15 protein-coding genes are annotated in these 18996 nt (G+C 64.2%); 14 read left to right on the top strand and 1 reads right to left on the bottom strand.

All coding sequences use genetic code 11. The features are described from left to right. Nucleotides 1-28: 28 nt before the first annotated feature. The 14 genes from VM99_05620 (at nucleotide 29) to VM99_05555 (ending at nucleotide 18305) form a co-directional block, all read left to right on the top strand. Nucleotides 29-2968, top strand: coding sequence for a bifunctional glutamine-synthetase adenylyltransferase/deadenyltransferase (locus tag VM99_05620; GenBank protein ID AKJ97558.1), 2940 nt, complete (start codon nucleotides 29-31; stop codon nucleotides 2966-2968). A gap of 300 nt (nucleotides 2969-3268) precedes the next feature. After that, entirely contained in the window at nucleotides 3269-4303 is a 1035-nt protein-coding gene (locus VM99_05615; protein AKJ97557.1) for an ADP-heptose--LPS heptosyltransferase, read from the top strand. Between the two features lies 1 nt (nucleotide 4304). Next, nucleotides 4305-5363 carry an ADP-heptose--LPS heptosyltransferase gene (locus VM99_05610; protein ID AKJ97556.1) on the top strand — a complete coding sequence of 353 codons (1059 nt, stop codon included), beginning with the start codon at nucleotides 4305-4307 and terminating at the stop codon, nucleotides 5361-5363. Further along, nucleotides 5363-6487: a glucosyltransferase I RfaG gene (locus VM99_05605; protein AKJ97555.1), complete on the top strand. Its 1125-nt coding sequence runs from the start codon at nucleotides 5363-5365 to the stop codon at nucleotides 6485-6487. The genes VM99_05610 and VM99_05605 overlap by 1 nt, the downstream gene beginning before the upstream one ends. Continuing rightward, on the top strand, nucleotides 6484-7290 hold the full coding sequence (locus VM99_05600) for a heptose kinase (GenBank protein ID AKJ97554.1): 807 nt from the start codon (nucleotides 6484-6486) through the stop codon (nucleotides 7288-7290). The genes VM99_05605 and VM99_05600 overlap by 4 nt, the downstream gene beginning before the upstream one ends. Next, entirely contained in the window at nucleotides 7290-8024 is a 735-nt protein-coding gene (locus tag VM99_05595; protein AKJ97553.1) for a heptose kinase, read from the top strand. The genes VM99_05600 and VM99_05595 overlap by 1 nt, the downstream gene beginning before the upstream one ends. Continuing rightward, on the top strand, nucleotides 8021-8773 hold the full coding sequence (locus VM99_05590) for a lipopolysaccharide kinase (protein AKJ97552.1): 753 nt from the start codon (nucleotides 8021-8023) through the stop codon (nucleotides 8771-8773). The genes VM99_05595 and VM99_05590 overlap by 4 nt, the downstream gene beginning before the upstream one ends. Further along, nucleotides 8773-10233 carry a serine/threonine protein kinase gene (locus tag VM99_05585; protein ID AKJ97551.1) on the top strand — a complete coding sequence of 487 codons (1461 nt, stop codon included), beginning with the start codon at nucleotides 8773-8775 and terminating at the stop codon, nucleotides 10231-10233. Before VM99_05590 ends, VM99_05585 begins: the two co-directional genes overlap by 1 nt. A 327-nt stretch (nucleotides 10234-10560) precedes the next feature. Then, on the top strand, nucleotides 10561-12318 hold the full coding sequence (locus tag VM99_05580; protein AKJ97550.1) for a carbamoyltransferase: 1758 nt from the start codon (nucleotides 10561-10563) through the stop codon (nucleotides 12316-12318). Further along, nucleotides 12302-13432, top strand: a complete 1131-nt coding sequence (locus VM99_05575) for a glycosyl transferase (protein ID AKJ97549.1) — start codon at nucleotides 12302-12304, stop codon at nucleotides 13430-13432. Before VM99_05580 ends, VM99_05575 begins: the two co-directional genes overlap by 17 nt. Next, nucleotides 13432-14328 carry an acetyltransferase gene (locus tag VM99_05570; GenBank protein AKJ97548.1) on the top strand — a complete coding sequence of 299 codons (897 nt, stop codon included), beginning with the start codon at nucleotides 13432-13434 and terminating at the stop codon, nucleotides 14326-14328. The genes VM99_05575 and VM99_05570 overlap by 1 nt, the downstream gene beginning before the upstream one ends. Nucleotides 14329-14336: 8 nt before the next feature. After that, entirely contained in the window at nucleotides 14337-15740 is a 1404-nt protein-coding gene (locus VM99_05565; protein AKJ97547.1) for a GlcNAc-PI de-N-acetylase, read from the top strand. A gap of 84 nt (nucleotides 15741-15824) precedes the next feature. Further along, nucleotides 15825-16781 (top strand): glycosyltransferase, encoded by a 957-nt coding sequence (locus tag VM99_05560; GenBank protein AKJ97546.1) that lies wholly within the window; start codon nucleotides 15825-15827, stop codon nucleotides 16779-16781. A gap of 420 nt (nucleotides 16782-17201) precedes the next feature. Next, nucleotides 17202-18305 carry a glycosyl transferase gene (locus VM99_05555; protein AKJ97545.1) on the top strand — a complete coding sequence of 368 codons (1104 nt, stop codon included), beginning with the start codon at nucleotides 17202-17204 and terminating at the stop codon, nucleotides 18303-18305. Here the strand turns inward: VM99_05555 and VM99_05550 are convergent. Further along, complete coding sequence (locus tag VM99_05550; protein AKJ97544.1) at nucleotides 18291-18896, bottom strand: toluene tolerance protein; 606 nt, start codon at nucleotides 18894-18896, stop codon at nucleotides 18291-18293. The genes VM99_05555 and VM99_05550 overlap by 15 nt on opposite strands. Nucleotides 18897-18996 lie beyond the last annotated feature (100 nt).

The following is an 18996-nucleotide window of genomic DNA, read 5'->3' as shown; positions in this document are numbered from 1 at the left end:
CCTTCCCCGCGCCGATCAAGGATAGACCATGAGCCTGCCCTCGCTTGCCGAAGTACCGGTCATTCTCCAGTCATTGGTCAGTCGGGCCGAGGAGTCGTTCCGTGCGGCGGTCGCTTCGCTCGACGACGACCACGGCCTGTCGAGCTGGACGCCGCAGCACTGGGAGGCATTCCGGCGCGTCGCTGCCGCCAGTGACTTTGTCATCGAGCAAAGTGTGCGTGACCCGGCGATGCTGTTGGCGCTGGTGCGCAGCGGCGAGCTGGACCGCGGCTTCGCCCCCGGCGAGATGCGTGCGCAGATTGGTGCCGCGGTCCAGGCTGCCGAGACCGAAGACGAACTGGGCCGCGTCCTGCGTCGCCAGCGCACGCGCCAGCAGGTGCGGATCATCTGGCGCGACCTGACCCGCCAGGCCGACCTGGTGCAAACCTGCCGCGATCTCTCCGACATGGCCGATACCTGCATCGACGAGGCCTACCATTGGTTGTACCAGCGCCTCGCCCAGCAGTTCGGCACCCCCACCGGGCGGCGCAGCGGCGAGCCGCAGCAGATGGTCATTCTCGGCATGGGCAAGCTGGGGGCGGTGGAGCTGAACCTGTCGTCGGACATCGACCTTATCTTTGCCTACCCGGAGGGGGGCGAAACCGTCGGCGTCAAGCGGCCGCTGGATAACCAGGAGTTCTTCATCCGGGTCGGCCAGCGCCTGATCAAGGCCCTGGACCCGATCACCGTCGACGGTTTCGTGTTCCGCGTGGACATGCGCCTGCGTCCTTATGGTTCGGCCGGCGCACTGGTGCTGAGCTTCAATGCCCTGGAGCAGTATTACCAGGACCAGGGGCGCGACTGGGAACGCTACGCCATGATCAAGGCGCGCGTGGTCGCGGGTGACCAGGTGGCCGGTGCGCAGTTGCTCGACATGCTGCGTCCGTTCGTTTATCGCCGTTACCTGGACTTTTCCGCCATCGAAGCGCTGCGCACCATGAAGCAGCTGATCCAGCAGGAAGTGCGGCGCAAGGGCATGGCCGACAACATCAAGCTCGGGTCGGGCGGGATTCGCGAGGTGGAGTTCATCGCCCAGGCGTTCCAGCTGATCCACGGCGGTCGCGACCTGAGCCTGCAGCAGCGCCCGCTGCTCAAAGTGCTGGGCACTCTCGAAGGCCAGGGGTATCTGCCGACCAAGGTGGTCGACGAGTTGCGCCAGGGTTATGAATTCCTGCGTTATACCGAGCACGCGATCCAGGCCATCGGCGATCGCCAGACCCAGATGCTGCCGGACAGCCCGCAGGACCAGGCGCGGATTGCCTTCATGCTGGGGTTTGCGCACTGGCCGGCGTTCCATGAGCGGTTGATGTATTGGCGCGAGCGGGTGGCCTGGCACTTCGGCCAGGTCATTGCTGACCCTGACGAAGACGAGGGCAGTGAGAGCGAAGTGGTGGTGGGCGGCGAATGGCTGCCGTTGTGGGAAGACAGCCAGGATGAGGAGGCGGCCTGCCGCCAGTTGGAGGCGGGCGGTTTCAGCGATGCGGCCAAGGCCCTCAAGGCCCTGGCTGTCTTGCGCGGCAGCCCGCAATTGCGAGCGATGCAACGCCTGGGGCGCGAGCGTCTGGACGCCTTCATTCCGCGCTTGCTGGCCCAGGCGGTGGAGCATGCCAACCCGGACCTGGTGCTGGAGCGCGTATTGCCGCTGGTCGAAGCGGTGGCGCGCCGCTCGGCTTACCTGGTGCTGTTGACGGAAAACCCCGGCGCCCTGCGGCGCTTGCTGACCTTGTGCGCAGCGAGCCCGTGGATCGCCGAGCAGATCACGCGTTTTCCTTTATTACTCGATGAGCTGCTCAACGAGGGGCGCTTGTTCAAGCCGCCGCTGGCGCCGGAGCTGGCCGCCGAGTTGCGCGAGCGCCTGACGCGGATTCCCGAGGATGATCTTGAACAGCAGATGGAGGCGCTGCGGCATTTCAAGCTGGCGCACCGCCTGCGGGTGGCTGCATCGGAAATCGCCGGCAGCCTGCCGCTGATGAAAGTCAGCGACTACCTGACCTGGTTGGCCGAGGCGATTCTCGAACAAGTGCTGGCCCTGGCCTGGCGCCAGACGACCGCCAAGCATGGCGTGCCGTTGCGCACCGACGGCAGCTTGTGCGATCCGGGCTTCATCATTGTCGGTTATGGGAAAGTCGGCGGCCTTGAATTGGGGCATGGTTCCGACCTGGACCTGGTCTTCATCCATGACGGCGATCCGCAGGCCGAAACCGACGGGCCGAAGCCGATCGATGGCGCCCAGTTCTTCACCCGGCTTGGCCAGCGGATCATTCACTTGCTAACGGCCCAGACCAACTCCGGGCAGCTCTATGAAGTGGACATGCGCTTGCGTCCGTCCGGGGCGTCGGGGTTACTGGTCAGCTCCCTCGGGGCGTTTGCCCGTTATCAGGAAAATGAAGCCTGGACGTGGGAGCATCAGGCACTGGTGCGGGCCCGGGTGCTGGTGGGCAGCCAGGACGTGGGCTTGGCATTTGAAAATGTCCGCGCCCAGGTCCTTGGGCGCAAGCGTGACTTGTCGATGTTGCGCCAGGAGGTCAGCGAGATGCGCGCCAAGATGCGCGATAACCTTGGCAGCAAGGCCACCGCTGCCGGAACCGCGGCAAATGCCTTCGAGGCCACGGCGCCGTTCGACCTCAAGCAGGACGCCGGAGGTATCGTCGATATTGAATTTATGGTGCAATACGCGGCCCTGGCGTGGTCCGAGGAACACCCGTCGTTGCTGCGCTACACCGATAACATCCGCATTCTGGAAGGGTTGCAGGAGGTCGGGTTGATGCCGGCCGAAGACGCCACCTTGTTGCGCGAGGCCTACAAAGCCTACCGCTCCGCCGCCCACCGCCAGGCCCTGCAGAAAGAGGCCGGGGTGATTGCAGGCGACCAGTTCGTGGATGAACGCCGGCAGGTGCTGCGGATCTGGCGGACGTTGGGGTTGAATTGAGTACTGATTGATGTGGGAGCGGGCTTGCTCGCGAAGGCGGAGTGTCAGGCGAAGTAGAGGCTGCATGTGCCAGCCTCTTCGCGGGCAAGCCCGCTCCCACAGTTGGATTGGCGGTGCTTCACCGCACTTGAGGCGAATGAAGACCCCTTGTGGGAGCGGGCTTGCTCGCGAAAGCGCAGTGTCAGGCGAAATAGATGTTGGATGTGCCGGCCCTTTCGCGAGCAAGCCCGCTCCCACGGTGGATTGCAGTGTCTTTAGGCGGGGAGGCGTAGGCCTCCCCGTAGCGTTTTTGGAAACCACATGAATATTCTGATCGTTGGGCCCAGTTGGGTCGGTGACATGGTGATGGCGCAGACACTGTTCCAGTGCCTGAAGCAGCGCCACCCGCAGTGCGAAATCGACGTCCTGGCCCCCGAGTGGAGTCGGCCGATCCTGGAGCGCATGCCACAGGTACGCAAGGCCTTGAGCTTCCCGCTCGGCCACGGCGCGCTGGAGCTGGCGACTCGGAGGCGCATCGGCAAGTCCCTGGCCGGCCAGTACGACCAGGCGATCCTGCTGCCCAACTCGCTGAAGTCGGCGCTGGTGCCATTCTTTGCCGGCATCCCCAAGCGCACCGGCTGGCGCGGCGAGTTCCGCTACGGCTTGCTCAATGACGTGCGCACGCTGGACAAAGAGCGTTATCCGCTGATGATCGAGCGCTTCATGGCCCTGGCCTACGAGCGCGGGGCCGAGTTGCCCACGCCGTATCCGCGCCCCAGCCTGGCCATTGACCCGGTGAGTCGCGCGCAAGCCCTGGCCAAGTTCGGCCTGAGCCTGGACCGCCCGGTGCTGGCCCTGTGTCCGGGCGCCGAATTCGGCGAATCCAAGCGCTGGCCGGCCGAGCACTACGCCCAGGTCGCCGAGGCGAAGATTCGGGAAGGCTGGCAGGTCTGGCTGTTCGGCTCGAAAAAGGATCATCCGGTGGGCGAGGACATCCGTTCGCGGCTGATCCCGGGGCTGCGCGAAGAGTCGGTGAACCTCAGCGGCGACACGTCCCTGGCCGAAGCCATCGACCTGCTGTCCTGTGCCGATTCGGTGGTCTCCAACGACTCCGGCCTGATGCACGTGGCCGCGGCCTTGAATCGCCCGTTGGTGGCGGTCTACGGCTCCACCTCGCCGGGCTTCACCCCGCCGCTGGCCGACCAGGTCGAAATCGTGCGCCTGGGCCTGGAATGCAGCCCATGCTTTGACCGCACCTGCCGCTTCGGGCACTACAACTGCCTGCGCCAGCTCATGCCGCAGTCGGTGAACGAGGCCCTGGAGCGTTTGCAGGGCACACCCGTGGAGGTCGAGTAACTTGCGGGTATTGCTGATCAAGACCTCCTCGCTGGGGGATGTGGTCCACACGTTGCCAGCCCTGACCGATGCGGCGCGGGCGATCCCCGGGATCAAGTTCGATTGGGTGGTGGAAGAAGGCTTCGCCGAGATCCCGACCTGGCACCCGGCCGTGGGCAAGGTCATCGCGGTGGCGATCCGTCGCTGGCGCAAGAACCTCTGGCAAACGATCAAGAGCGGCGAGTGGCGACGCTTCAAGCAGAGCCTGCGCGCCGAAAAGTACGACCTGGTCATCGACGCCCAGGGCCTGTTGAAAAGTGCCTGGCTGACCCGTTACGTCAAGGCGCCGGTCGCCGGCCTGGACAAGGATTCGGCCCGCGAGCCCATCGCCGCGCGCTTCTACGATCGCCGCCTGGCGGTGGCCCGCGGTCAGCATGCGGTGGAGCGCGTGCGCCAGTTGTTCGCCGTGGCGCTGGGGTATGATTTGCCCCGGACCCAGGGCAGCTACGGCCTGAATGTCGATCGCCTGGTTGAATTGCCGCGCAAGTACCCTTATGTGGTGTTCCTGCACGGCACGACCTGGGAATCCAAGCACTGGCCCGAGCTGTATTGGCGCCAGCTCACCGAGCGCATGGGGCAGTTCGGCGTGGTGGTGAAGCTGCCGTGGGGCAACCCGTTGGAGAAGGCCCGGGCCGAGCGTATCGCCAAGGGCCTGCGCAATGTCGAAGTGTTGCCGAAGCTGAACCTGGGTGGCATGGGCAAGGTGCTTGCCGGCGCCCAGGCCTGCGTGGCAGTGGACACTGGTCTCGGGCACCTGGCTGCGGCCCTGGACGTGCCGACGATTTCGCTGCTGGGCCCCACCAACCCGATTCTGACCGGCGCCTATGGCAAGGGCCAGGTTCACCTCGCCAGCGATTTTCCCTGTGCACCCTGCATGCAGAAGCAGTGCACTTACCCGCCGACCGCCGAAGATGCCCGTCGGTTTGACCTGAAACGCGAGCAGCCCCTGTGCTTCACGCGTCTGAACCCCGAGCGTGTGGCCAGCCACCTGAGCACGTTATTGGCTGAGGAGCCGCGCTGATGCAATTGGCTTTTGTCCTTTACAAGTATTTCCCGTACGGAGGCTTGCAGCGTGACTTCATGCGCATCGCCCTGGAATGCCAGCGGCGAGGTCACCAGATCCGCGTCTACACGCTGATCTGGGAAGGTGACGTCCCGCCGGGTTTCGAAGTGCTGGTGGCGCCGGTCAAGGCGTTGTTCAACCACCGGCGCAACGAAAAACTCAGTGCGTGGATGGAGGCCGACCTGGCCAAGCGCCCGGTGGACCGCTTGATCGGTTTCAACAAGATGCCCGGCCTGGACGTGTATTACGCCGCCGATGGCTGCTTCGAAGACAAGGCGCAGAACCTGCGCAATTCCCTGTATCGGCGTTGGGGCCGTTACCGGCATTTCGCCGAGTACGAGCGGGCGGTGTTCGCCAGGGATGCCAGGACCGAAGTGCTGATGATCTCCGAAGTCCAGCAGCCGTTGTTCATCAAGCACTACGGCACGCCATTGGAGCGCTTCCACTTGCTGCCGCCGGGCATCGCCCAGGACCGCCGCCGGCCCGCCGATGCCGATGAGATCCGCGCCGCGTTCAGGGCCGAGTTCGAGTTGGCCGATGATGAGCTGCTGCTGGTGCAGATCGGCTCCGGGTTCAAGACCAAGGGCGTGGACCGCAGCCTCAAGGCCCTGGCCGCGTTGCCTGCCGAGTTGAGAAAACGGACCCGGCTGTTTGTAATCGGCCAGGACGACCCCAAGGTATTTCAATTGCAGAGTGCCGCGCTGGGGCTCGGTGACAACGTACGGTTCCTCAAGGGCCGTAGCGACATCCCGCGTTTCCTGCTCGGGGCCGACCTGTTGATCCATCCTGCGTACAACGAAAACACCGGTACCGTGCTGCTCGAAGCGTTGGTGGCCGGGTTGCCGGTGCTGGTCAGCGCGGTGTGCGGGTACGCCCATTACATCGCCGAGGCCGACAGCGGCCTGGTGCTGGACGAGCCGTTCGAACAGGCGCAGCTCACCGAATACCTGGGGCGTATGCTCAGCGATGCCGACGCCCGGGCGGCGTGGAGCCGCAATGGCCTGGCCTTCGCCGAGACGGCTGACCTCTACAGCATGCCGCAGCACGCGGCCGATGTGATATTGGCGGAGCAAGCGCAATGAAACTGATGCTGGCCGAACCGTTCAAGCGCCTGTGGGCCGGGCGCGATGCGTTCGTCGAAGTCGAGGCGCTCCAGGGCGAGGTCTATCGTGAACTCGAAGCCCGGCGCACCTTGCGCACGGAGGTGGACGGCCACGGTTTTTTCGTCAAGATCCACCGTGGCATTGGCTGGGGCGAGATCTTCAAGAACCTGCTCACCGCCAAGTTGCCAGTGCTCGGTGCGGGGCAGGAGTGGGCCGCGATCCAGCGCCTGCAGGAAGTCGGCGTACCGACCATGACGGCCGTCGCCTACGGCGAGAAGGGCCGCAACCCGGCTGACCAGCACTCGTTCATCGTCACCGAAGAACTGGCGCCGACGATCAGCCTCGAAGATTTCAGCATCGACTGGGTCAAGCAGCCGCCGCAACCGGCCCTCAAGCGTGCCCTGATTGCCGAAGTGGCGCGCATGACCGGCATGATGCACCGCGCCGGGGTCAACCACCGGGACTGCTACATCTGCCACTTCCTGTTGCACACCGACAAGCCGGTGACCGCCCAGGACTTCAAGCTCTCGGTAATCGACCTGCACCGTGCCCAGACCCGCGCGGCGATCACCCGACGCTGGCGCAACAAGGACCTGGCCGCGCTGTATTTCTCGGCGCTGGACATCGGCCTGACCCGCCGCGACAAGCTGCGCTTTCTCAAGGGCTATTTCCAGCAGCCACTGCGCGAGATCCTCACGCAGGAGGCGGCCCTGCTGAGCTGGCTCGAAGGCAAGGCCAACAAGCTCTATGCCCGTAAGCAGCGGTATGGGGACGCGCTCTGATGTCGGGTTGGAAACTGGAACCTTCCTATGCCGAGCTGGCGCAGGACTTCGGCAGCCTCGACGCGGTGTTTGCCTTGCAAGGGGAGCGGCTGACCCGCGACCCGCTGTCGGAAGTGATCCGGGTGCAACGCAATGGCGTGAACTATTACGTCAAGCGCTACGTCGGGGCTGGCAAGGGCTTGCGTCGTTACCTGGGCAAGCCACGGGTCAAGTCCGAATGGCAGAACCTCAAGCGTTTCGCCAAGTGGGGGATTCCCACCGCCGAAATCGTGGGCTGGGGCCTGGAGCGACATGGCGCCACTTACGCCCGCGGTGCGATGATTACCCGCGAGCTGCCCCGCACCGAGGACCTCTCGGCGCTGGCCGAGCGGCATGATCCGCGGCTGGGCGACCGTGCCTGGGTCGACGGCGTGAGCCGGCAACTGGCCGCCTATACGCGGACCATGCACGATCATCGCTTTACCCACAACGACCTGAAGTGGCGCAACCTGCTGATCGATGACCGCTCGCGGCTGTTCCTGATCGACTGTCCGAACGGCGATTTCTGGCGCGGCTTCTGGCTCAAGTACCGTATCACCAAGGACCTGGCCTGCCTGGACAAAGTGGCCAAGTATCATCTGTCGGCGACCCAGCGGCTGCGCTTTTACCTGCAGTACCGCCAGCGTGACCGGCTCGACGCGTGCGACAAGAAGCGCATTCGTCACGTGGTGAGATTTTTCGAGGGGCGTGAATGACTGATTTCCTGGCCGCTGAAGACCGTGCGCTGCTGCAGCGTCACGGCCTGGACAGCTTTGATGCGCTTTGGGCGCGGCAACTGGACGCGGTGGACGAACCCAACACCTCGGGCGAGGGCTGGAGCAGCGTGTTCCGGCTGGACCTGGAGGGCCAGGGGTATTACCTCAAGCGTCAGAACAACTACCTGACGCGCACGCTGTCGCACCCGTTTGGCGAGCCGAGTTTCTCCCGGGAGTTTCGCAATATCAGTCGTTATCGCGAGTTGGGAATCCCGGCGTTGCAGGCGGTGTTCTACGGTCAGCGCAAGGTTGACGGCCAAGTGCGGGCGATCCTGCTGACGCGGGCCCTGGACGGCTGGGATGACCTGGATTCTCTCTTGCAACGCTGGCCGAGCCTCACGGCAGCGCAGCGCACCACCATCCTGCAGGCTTGCGGCCAATTGGCGCGGCGCCTGCACGGCATGCGCCAGGTGCATGGCTGCTTCTACCCCAAGCACATCTTCCTGCAAGCCACCGCCAGCGGCTATCAGGCGCAACTGATCGACCTGGAAAAGACCCGGCCGCTGCTGTTCGGCCAACGCGATCGGGTCAAGGACCTCGAACCCTTGCTGCGGCGCGCGTCCGTCTGGAATGAAGGCGAAGTTCGCCAGTTGCTGTCCACTTACCTGGATCAGCCCCAGGACGCCGCGCTGGTGGACAATTGGTTGACCCGCCTGACCGCCCGGCGCAGCCACAAGGAAACCCGCTGATGCAGTTGTCCGAATTGAAGAGCGCCGGTCGCCGCCCAGCCCTGCCTTTGAGCCTGGAACTGGCCGATGCCGCCGGCCCGGCGCAATTGCAGTTGCTGTCGTTGTTGCGGGTGTTGCCGGGGCAGCGTTACGTCGGTGCCGGTATCTGGCGCGGTCGGCCGGTGCTGGCCAAGCTGCTGGTGGGCAGCAAGGCGCCCCGGCACTTCCAGCGGGAACTGCAAGGCGTGCGCTTGTTGGCCGAGCAGGGGTTGACGACGCCGTTGTTGTTGGCCGATGGCCTGAAGGACGGCGAGGGCGGCTGGCTGCTGTTCGAATTGCTCGAAGGCGCCGAGAGCCTGGGGGACGCCTGGAAACAGGTCGAGCCGCTGCCCTTGCTGGCCGACGAACAGGCGACGGTACTGGCCGAGGCCCTGGGTGCGATTGCGCAACTGCACGGCAAAGGGCTGTGGCAGGAAGACCTGCACCTGGACAACCTGCTGCGCCACGGCGGCCAGCTCTACCTGATCGATGGCGCCGGCATCCGTGCCGAAACGCCCGGGCAGCCGTTGTCTCGGCAAAAAGTGCTGGAGAACCTGGGGGTGTTCTTCGCCCAGTTGCCCAAGTCCCTCGAACCGTTCACCGAAGAGCTGTTGGTGCATTACCTGCTTGGCAACGCCGAACACGCGCTGCCCATGGAAGCGCTGCAAAAACAGATCGACAAGGTGCAGGCCTGGCGCCTGAAAGACTTCCTGGACAAGGTCGGGCGCGAATGCAGCCTGTTCAGTGTGCAACGCGGGCCCTTCGGCCTGCGGGCGATCCGGCGAGACGAAGAGGCGGCGATGCTGCCGGTGTTGGAGCGTGCGGACGCCTTGCTTGACCAGGGCCACCTGTACAAGACCGGTGGGGCGGCGAGCGTCGGCAAGGTCGAAGTGGATGGCCGGGTCCTGGTGATCAAGCGCTACAACATCAAGAACCTGGCCCATTGGCTCAAGCGCTTCTGGCGCCCCAGCCGGGCCTGGCATTCCTGGCGCGAAGGCCATCGACTGGCGTTCCTCGGCATCGCCACGCCCAAGCCCCTGGCATTGCTGGAGAAGCGTTTCCTGTGGCTGCGCCGGGGCGCTTACCTGGTGACCGAGCACCTGTCGGGGCCAGACATCATCGAACGCTTCGCGCCGTACATCGACAACGGCGACGCGCCCGAGCCCGAGCTGCTGGCGCTGGACCAGTTGTTCGCCAGCCTGATCCGCGAGCGCATCAGCCACGGTGACCTCAAGGGGCATAACCTGTTCTGGCAGCACGACCGCTGGGCCCTGATCGACCTCGACTCGATGTGCCAGCACCGCACCCACGCCAGCTTCGCCCAGGCCTACGCCCGCGACCGCGCCCGCTTCATGCGCAATTGGCCGCAGGACAGTGCGTTGCATCGGCTGATCGACCAGCGGTTGCCGCAGACGATCGATAGCAGCTCGCCCGTTCTGTAAACCAATGAACCAGTCGGCGAACCCGTGGCGAGGGAGCTTGCTCCCGCTGGGTTGCGCAGCAGCCCCAAAGCCAGTCGGCACGGTGCGCCAGAAAAAACTGGGCAGACTCTACGACTGCTGCGCAGCCGAGCGGGAGCAAGCTCCCTCGCCACGGATGCGACGCTTAGCCAGCTCAATAGGCTGGATGGACGCCTGCCATTCACCGCTAGAGGCTTACCCGCGCTTTTACGCTATAATCCCGCCCTTTAGCTGCCCTACGCCCCGGCGAGCGGCACATTCATTTTTCGCGGCGCTTGTCGCCCGTATGCAGAAAAGAGGCTAGACCCTGTGGCATTGACGATTCTTGGCCTGTCCGGCGCCCTTAGCCATGATCCTTCCGCAGCGCTGTACATCGACGGCAAGCTGATCGCGGCGGCCGAGGAAGAGCGCTTCGTACGCGATAAACATGCAAAGAACCGCATGCCCTACGAGTCGGCGAAGTTCTGTCTGGAACAGGCCGGTATCAAACCGTCCGACGTCGATGTGGTGGCGATCCCCTTCGCCCCGATCAGCCTGTTCGGCGAAGCGCGCTGGCACTACGCCAAACGCTACTGGTACGCCCCGGACCGTGCCCTCGACGCGATCTTGATGGGTAACCGTCGCTACAAGCGCTATCGCCGCAAGATCGTCTGGTGCCTGGAGCAACTGGGCTTCGATCCGAAAAAGATCAAGATCGAGCCGGTCGAGCACCACCTGGCCCACGCTTCCAGCGCCTATCACTGCTCGGGTTTCCAGGAAAAAACCGCGATCCTGGGCATCGACGGCAAAGGCGAATACGCAACCACGTTCTTTGGCTACGGCGAAAACGGCAAGATCCACAAGATCAAGGAATTCTACGACCCGGATTCCCTCGGCGGCCTGTATGGCGCGATCACCGAATTCCTGGGCTTTGAAATGCTCGACGGTGAGTTCAAGGTCATGGGCATGGCGCCGTATGGCGACGCCACCAAGTACGATTTCTCGCGCCTGGCCTCGTTCGAGAACGGCGAGCTGGTGATCAACACCGACTACGCCAACGTGATCGGCCTGCGCCGCTATAAAGAGAAGGGCAAGGGCTTCTACTTCTCGCCGAAGCTGATCGAATGGCTCGGCCCGAAACGTGAAGGCGACATCGCCGACGAGCCATATATTCACTACGCTGCCAGCATGCAGGCGCTGTTCGAGAAGCTCGCGCTGCAGATGATCGACCACTACTTGGGCGACGTGCTCAAGGAAACCGGCAAGCTGGCGTTCGCTGGCGGCTGCGCGCTGAACGTCAAGCTCAACCAGAAGATCATCGCCCGCGACGACGTCAAGGAACTGTTCGTGCAACCGGCTTCCGGCGACGCCGGCACCGCGGTGGGCGCGGCGGCCTACGTGTCCCATGCCCGTGGCGTGCCGGTGGAGAAGATGGAACACGTCTACCTCGGCCCGGCCTACAGCAACGAAGACGTGATCGCCGCGTGCGCTCGTCATCCGAGCAAGCCGACATGGCGCAAGATCGACAACACCCCGGAGCGCATCGCCAAGATCATGGTCGACGGCAACCCGGTGGCCTGGTTCCAGGGGCGCATGGAGTTCGGTCCACGGGCCTTGGGCGGTCGTTCGATCATCGGTTGCCCAAGCGCCAGCGGCGTGGCCGACCGGATCAACGAGCAGATCAAGTTCCGCGAGCGCTGGAGGCCTTTCTGCCCGTCGATGCTCGACACCGTTGCACCGCAGATGATCAAGGTCGACCACCCGGCGCCGTTCATGACCTTCACGTTCGAAGTGGCCGAGGAATGGAAAACCCGCGTGCCGGAAGTCGTCCATGAAGACGGCACTTCCCGGGCCCAGGTGCTCAAGCGCGAATACAACCCGCGCTACTACGACATGATGAAGGCCCTGGAAGTGCTGACCGGCAACGGCGTGTCCCTGAACACCTCGCTCAACCGTCGTGGAGAGCCGATGATTTGCTCGCCGACCGATGCGTTGAACATGTTTTATGGTTCCGACCTGCAGTACCTGATCATGGAAGACATTCTGGTGGTCAAAGACGGCGTGGACGCTTATGACACGCTCGGCTGAGCGACATGTGCTGCAGTTCTGCCACGGCTATGACGGGCCGTTCCTCGACTGTGCCCGTCAATACGCCAGCTTGTTCGCCGGCACCGGCTATCGCGTGACCACGGTGTTTCTGACGGGGGCGGCGGATGCACAGGTCGCCGCCGGTTGCGCCTCGGACGAGGTGCTGTTCATGGAGTACAGCTCCAGCGCTGTTCGCGGCCTGAAGCTGGGCGCCATCGCCGACCTGCGCAAGATCGCCGCGTCGCGCAATTTCAGTTTCTGCATTGCCCATCGCTTCAAACCCATTTACATCGCCCTACTGGGCACCCGCCTGCCGGTGATCGGCGTGCACCACGCCTTTGGTGACTACCAGCGGCGTACGCGCCGGCTGTTCGCCCATCTTTTTCGCAAGCGCCTGAGTCTGCTCGGGGTTTCCGATGCGGTGCGTGACGACATGCGCCGCTGCTTGCCGGCATGGCCGGCGGCCCGGATCCAGACCCTCTACAACCGCATCGACCTTCAAGCCTCACAGGCAGCCCTGCTTGCCCGGGATGACGCGCGGCAGACTCTGGGGCTGGACAAGGACGCCTGGATTGTCGGCAACGTCGGTCGCCTGCACCCGGACAAGGACCAGGCTACGTTGCTGCGTGGCTTTGCCGCCGCGCTGGCGTATCTGCCGGCCAACAGCCAGTTGGCGATCCTCGGCAAGGGCCGCCTGGAGCAGGACCTCCGGGCGCTGGCGCTGGAGTTGGGCATTGCCGACCGCGTGCTGCTGCTTGGCCAGGTGCCCGAGGCGCGGCGTTATTTCCGTGCGTTCGATGTGTTTGCCCTGAGTTCCGACCATGAGCCATTCGGCATGGTGCTGCTCGAAGCCATGGCCGCCGGCGTTCCGCTGCTGGCCACGGCGTGCGGCGGCGCGAAGGAAGTGGTCGAAGGCGTGGGCATCCTGTTCCCGTTGGGCGATGCCGAGCACATGGCCCAGGGGCTGCAACACCTGGCGGCCATGGACGAGCACCAGCGTCGCCAGTGTGCCGAGTTGATGTTCGACCGTTTGCGCGAACGCTTTTCGGACCGCGCCGTACGCGACACCTTCTGGCGCTTGCCTCAAGTCATCGAACTGGCGCCGAGGGCCTGATGCTCAACCGATTCCAAGGCTGGCGCGAGCGCGGCTGGACGGCTGTAGACGCGTCGATCTACGCCCAGGCCTGGCACCGCTACGGCGGCAGCGTCGCCACCCATCCACTCGTGGTCGAACGCCTGGCAGGCCTGGCCGGGATTGCCGTGCGCTACCTGGCCTACGAACACGATGGCGACCTCAAGGCGGCCATTGCGACCTGGGGGCAAGACCTGGCGTTGTCCAAGGACGTGCTCAAGCGCAACGGCAAAAAGGGCCTGTTCGACCTGGGCAACGCCGAGCTGATTCTGCCGGCGGCCCCTGATGCCCAGGCGCCCCTGCGCCATCGCGCGCGCTATTTGTCGGCGCTCAATGAGGGCCGCTTCAGTGGCTTGAAGTTGCAGTCGGAACAGCTGGCCATGGCGCGCACGCCGGAAGAGCTGTCCAAGAAATTTCGCTACAACCAGCGCCGTGAGCTGCGTCTGCTGGAAGAGGCGGGCGGTGTGGTACGACCTGTCGAAGCGTTTTCCAGTGCGGACCTGGCCTCGATCTATTGCGATCTGTTCCTGCGTCGCTGGGGCTTTGCGGCCACCGGGGCCGAGCGCATGGGCGAGGTGATCGAGTTATTGCGCGAGTGGCTGATCGGTTCGGTGATTTTCCTCAATGATGCGCCGATCGCCATTCAACTGGTGTACCGCGTGGAAGCACCCGAGTGGATCAGCGTCGAGTACATCAACGGTGGCGTCGATCCGCAGACCCGTGAATTCAGCCCCGGCAGCGTATTGAGTTTCCTCAACACCCAAAGTGCCTGGGAACATGCCCGGGCCGCGGGCAAGCCGTTGCGTTTTTCCTTCGGCCGCGCGGACCGCGAATACAAGGATCGCTGGTGCAACCCTGTGCCGGTCTTTACCGTATGAACCCACCGATGAGTCGCAAGCAGCAGTTGCTCAAGCGTCACCGCCGCAACAAGCGCGTGGGGTTGCTGCTTGCCCTGGTGGTGCTGGTCCTGCTTGGCGTGCTGGTGGCCTGGTGGCTGCCGCTGGTGCTGGCGGTGCTGGGCTGGGTCGCCCATGAGGCCTGGTTCGCCGACCATCTGTTCTACTCGCCCAAGGACGACTACCAGTACAACTTCCCGCCGTTCACCCAGCAACCGAAGGTGCACCTGAACGCCGGTCGGCTGCGGCTGGATGACGGGGTTATCCTGGACGATGGTGCGACGCTGGTCCTCGGCTTGCAGGTCAAGAGTGCTTGGCTGGGGCGGTTTTTCGACCCGGTCGTCGAACTGTCGGGCGGCGACTGCCCGGATCGGCAAACGTTCGAGCGCGGCGTCAACGGCCTGCGCTACCTGAACCTCAGCGAGCAGGGCCCTGCGCTTTCCCGCGGTGAGTTGCGCCTGCGCGGGCGTTTCTGCCGCTTGCTGGGCGAACCGACGCTCTGGTCGTTCACGCCGCCTGAATTGCAGCACCGGCGCGTCATGGTCATCGCCCCCCATGCCGACGATGCGGAACTGGCGGCCTATGGGTTGTACAGCCGGGCCGACGAAGCCTGGATCGTGACGTTGACCGCCGGTGAAATCGAAGCCGAGCATTATCAGCAGATGGGGCTGGACCGTGTCGAGGCGGCGCGGCTCAAGGGGCGCCTGCGGGCCTGGGATAGCATCGCCGTGCCGCGCTGGGCCGGGGTACCGCAAGAGCACTGCGTGCAATTGGGTTACTTCTGCCTGCAACTGGCGGCCATGCAGGCCGCGCCGAGCCAGCCCCAGGGGTCTCGTGAGGCAGACCTGAGCGATACGCGGCCGTTGCGCCAGCTCAACCCTGTTGTCCTGCCCGGCGATACCGACGGTGCACCGACCTGGAACAACCTGCTGGCCGACTTGCGCGCGTTGTTGCTGATGGCGCGGCCCGAGGTCATTGTGTTGCCGCACCCGACCCTGGACCCACACCCCGACCATCTCTGCGCCCATCATGCCGTCCGGCAAGCCCTTGAAGGCCTGGAGTGGCAGCCCGGCACCGTGTTGGGCTACGCCAATCACCTGCATGACAATGATCGCTGGCCCATGGGCGATGCCGGTAGCGGCATTGCATTGCCGCCGTGTTTCGAGTCAGCCGGGCCAATGGAACCGGTCAGCCTGCCGTTGGCGCTGGCCGACCAGCGCGACAAGGCCATGGCGCTGGGCATGATGCATGACCTGCAGCCACGCGCGCCGTTCAAGCGCCGCCTGCGTCGTGGCATCCAACGCCTGTTGGCGGGGCGCAAGGGCTCCGTGTATGGCGAGAACGAATTCTTTCGCAAGGCTGTGCGTCGCCATGAACTGTTCTGGCGACTGTAAGGGCCCAACGCGGGGTGCCCGTGCGCGATGGCGCGCCGGTGTCCCCGGTCATCCATCAAGTCGTTCGCTGCCGCAAGGAAGACGATGAAAGTTCTATTTCTGGTGCAGAAAGAGCAGCGGGCCATCCTGGACCGACTCTACGAAGGCGTGGCCGCTCATTGCGAGTGTGACCTGCGCTGGCTCGACAGCCAGGAGCAACGCAACCTGCGCAAATACTTCCGCCACCACGTGGAGGTGTCGCGCTATGACCGGATCGTGTTTTTCCTGCGCTTCAAGCAGGAAATCCGCCAGGTCGCCTTCATCCGCACGATCCCTAACCTGGTGATCCTCGAACACGACGCCTACCAGAACTACATCCCGTGCAAGTACACCGGCAAGTTCAGTGCGCATTACCGGCAACTGCCCTGGGTGCGAGTGATCAGTTCCGGCTTCATGGTCGCCGAACGCTTGCGTGGCGAAGGCTTCGACGCGGTGTTCGTGCCCAAGGGCTACGATCAGGCGTTGTTGCAGGACCGGGGCCGGGAGCGGGATATCGAGCTGGCCTTCGTCGGCAGCACCAACAGCGTCGCCTACAGTGGCCGCAAGGCGCTGCTTGATGAGCTGGGACGCGTCGAGCCGTTGGTGGTGACCCGGACCAAATCCGGCGAGGAGTACTGCGAGACCCTCAATCGCATCCGCTTTTTCGTCAGTGCCGATGTCGGCATGGGCGAGTTCATGATCAAGAACTTCGAGGCCATGGCCTGTGGCTGCGTGCTGCTGGCCTTTGACCAGGGCGCCGACGAGGCGCGCGCGCTGGGGTTACAAGACATGCACAACGTGGTCTTGTACAAGGACATCCCGCAGCTCCAGGAAAAGCTCGCCCGGCTGCGCGCCGATCCCGAGTTGGCGAAACGCGTGGCGCGCAATGGCCAGCAGTTGGCGCTGGACCAGTTCAGTTTTGCCCGCATAGGCCAGAAAATCGTTGAAACAATGGAGCCGCCCCTGCGGCCTCGTGCACCCTTGAGCATGCTGGCAAAATGGCGCCTGCGGCTGGGCATTTGAGGGTGCCCGTTCTGTCATCCGGTTCGGGGCCCGCTCGTCCAGCCATGGGCGGCTTGTCTCGCTGTTCGCCGATCTGCGGCCAGCTCCAATGGCCGGGCTTGTTCTTCAGCCGGGACCTGCGGTGGAAGGAAGATCGGCGTTGCGCCCCCTTTGCCGGCTTCGTCGGCGAAAAGCCTGCCCACTTCGCTATGTGCAGCCGAACTTGACGGCGGTCATGCTGGAAGGGGATGCTGTTTTACACACCGGATTCGGGGTTCACGTGGAGTGCCCGCGGAGCGTCAATGCAAGGCACATCGCCAGCGCCGCGAGCAAGTCAAGCTGTCCCTGGTTCTCTTGCTCGGAGTCTGCATTGGCTGGCTTATCAATTACTGAACGCTGCAAAGCTCGAATACCGGTCCGTGATAAAGGGTTTCCGGCTTGATGAGCATTATCAATGTCATGTGGGCGGGCGGCGCGCCGTTCGCTTCGGTACACAAGGTTCATCATCAGATCCTTTCGCGAATGGAGCCGGCGATGCCTGTCAAGACCTGGCTCTTGCAGGGGTCGGCAGCGGCCTGCCAGGTCGACGTCGGCCCGGCGCGTGAATGGAGGCTGACCTCTGCGCGGCTCAAGGGCCGCCATATCTGGCGCCTGTTCAAACCCCTGATGCACAGCCGTTTCCGCCAGGCATTGCTCGACAGCGATGCCCGGGTGGTGTTGCTCGACGGGGTGGGCGTGGCCCGGGCGCTGTTGCCGGTTCTCAAGGACATGCCGCAGATCCGTGTGGTGGTGATCTTCCACGGTGCGACGCGCCTGAGCATCGCGGCCCGGGAGCTGCTGCGCGGGTTCCCGGTTTCGCGCCTGACCCTGGCGGCGGTCTCCGAGACCCTGGCAACGTCGCTCCAGCAAACGTTGGGCATCCCGGTGACGGCGCTGCGCAGCGCCTTCGACCCGGCGGCCTTCCGGTCCGCGCTCCTGTCGCGCGAAGAGGCACGTGCTCGGCTGGGGTTGCCTGGCACCGGAGGGCGGGTGTTCGGTGCGGTGGGGCGGTTGGTGAGCAACAAAGGGTTCGCCAGCCTGCTCGAGGCCTTTGGCCGGGCGGCGGCCGACCATCCGGACTGGCGCCTGGTCATCGTTGGCGAAGGTCCCCGGCGCCCTGCGCTACAAGCGCGGATGGCCCAGCCGGACCTGGCTGGCAAGGTCTTGCTGACCGGGCATCTGGAAGACGTCGCCAGGCTCTACAAGGCCTTTGATTGGGTGCTGATCCCGTCCCTGGACGAGGGCCTCGGTCTGATTCTCCAGGAGGCGGTGCTGGCCGGCACGCCGGTTTTGGCCAGCGAACTGGCTGTTTTCCGGGAGCAGTTGGGCGACACCGGCTGGTATGCGCCGATCAACGACGAGGGCGGGTGGAGCGAGGCGATCACCCGGGCTGCGCAGGTTCCGGTCGATAAGGTCGCGGCGGCCCAATACCAGGCCCTGGCGCCAGAGGAGGCCTGGCTGAGTTTCAGCCAGACGGCCCGGCAATTGATCTCAGGCGGCCAATAGGGCGTTTTCCAATGCCTGCATTGGAAAGCTCCCGTTCAGGTTCTCTCGGGCAATATAACGCGCGAAATGCTGCAAGTTGCGCCGCGCCAGGTAGCGAGGCAACGGCGAGCGCAGGAAGCGCATGTCAGCCACGTCGATCAATCCCCATTCGTTTTCAGGCGTCACGACGATGTTGCCCAGGTGCAGCGAGCGAAAGTAGATGCCACTGGTGTGCAGGCGGCGGATCAACTCGACCAGCGCCGGCAGCGCTTGTTGCCAGTTGAAATTTTCCTGGTTCGACAATTGCCGCAGGGTTTTGCCCGGCAAGGGTCGGTACAGCACGGCCGTCATGCCGGGCTTGTCCAGAGTGTAGGAGGCCAGAACCTGGAGTGTCGGCACGCCGAGTTTTTGCAGGCGCACGGCGTTATTGATGAATCGCGTTGAATACGGCCGTAAAAGAGCCGAAGAAAAAAGCCGCTTGCGGCGGAACAATTTGAGAATATTCCCATCCTGCAGCAGATAGACTTTTGGGCCGTAGCTGTCGGCCTCCAGAATGCTGGCGCCTTCAATCAATTGATTCAAAGCGGCTTGGGGAAGCCGTGAGGATTGCATCGTAGGGAAACCTTGTTGATAGAACCGGTGCCGTGGCGGGCCATGATGCCCAAAAGTTCACGTTTTAACCATGCCGGTTTGGCCGGCGGACCGTTTAGGA

It is taken from the genome of Pseudomonas chlororaphis, assembly GCA_001023535.1.
GTDB classification, from domain to species: Bacteria; Pseudomonadota; Gammaproteobacteria; order Pseudomonadales; family Pseudomonadaceae; genus Aquipseudomonas; species Aquipseudomonas chlororaphis_E.
Note: the sequence above shows the minus strand (reverse complement) of the source record. Positions and strands in the feature narration are given on the sequence as shown.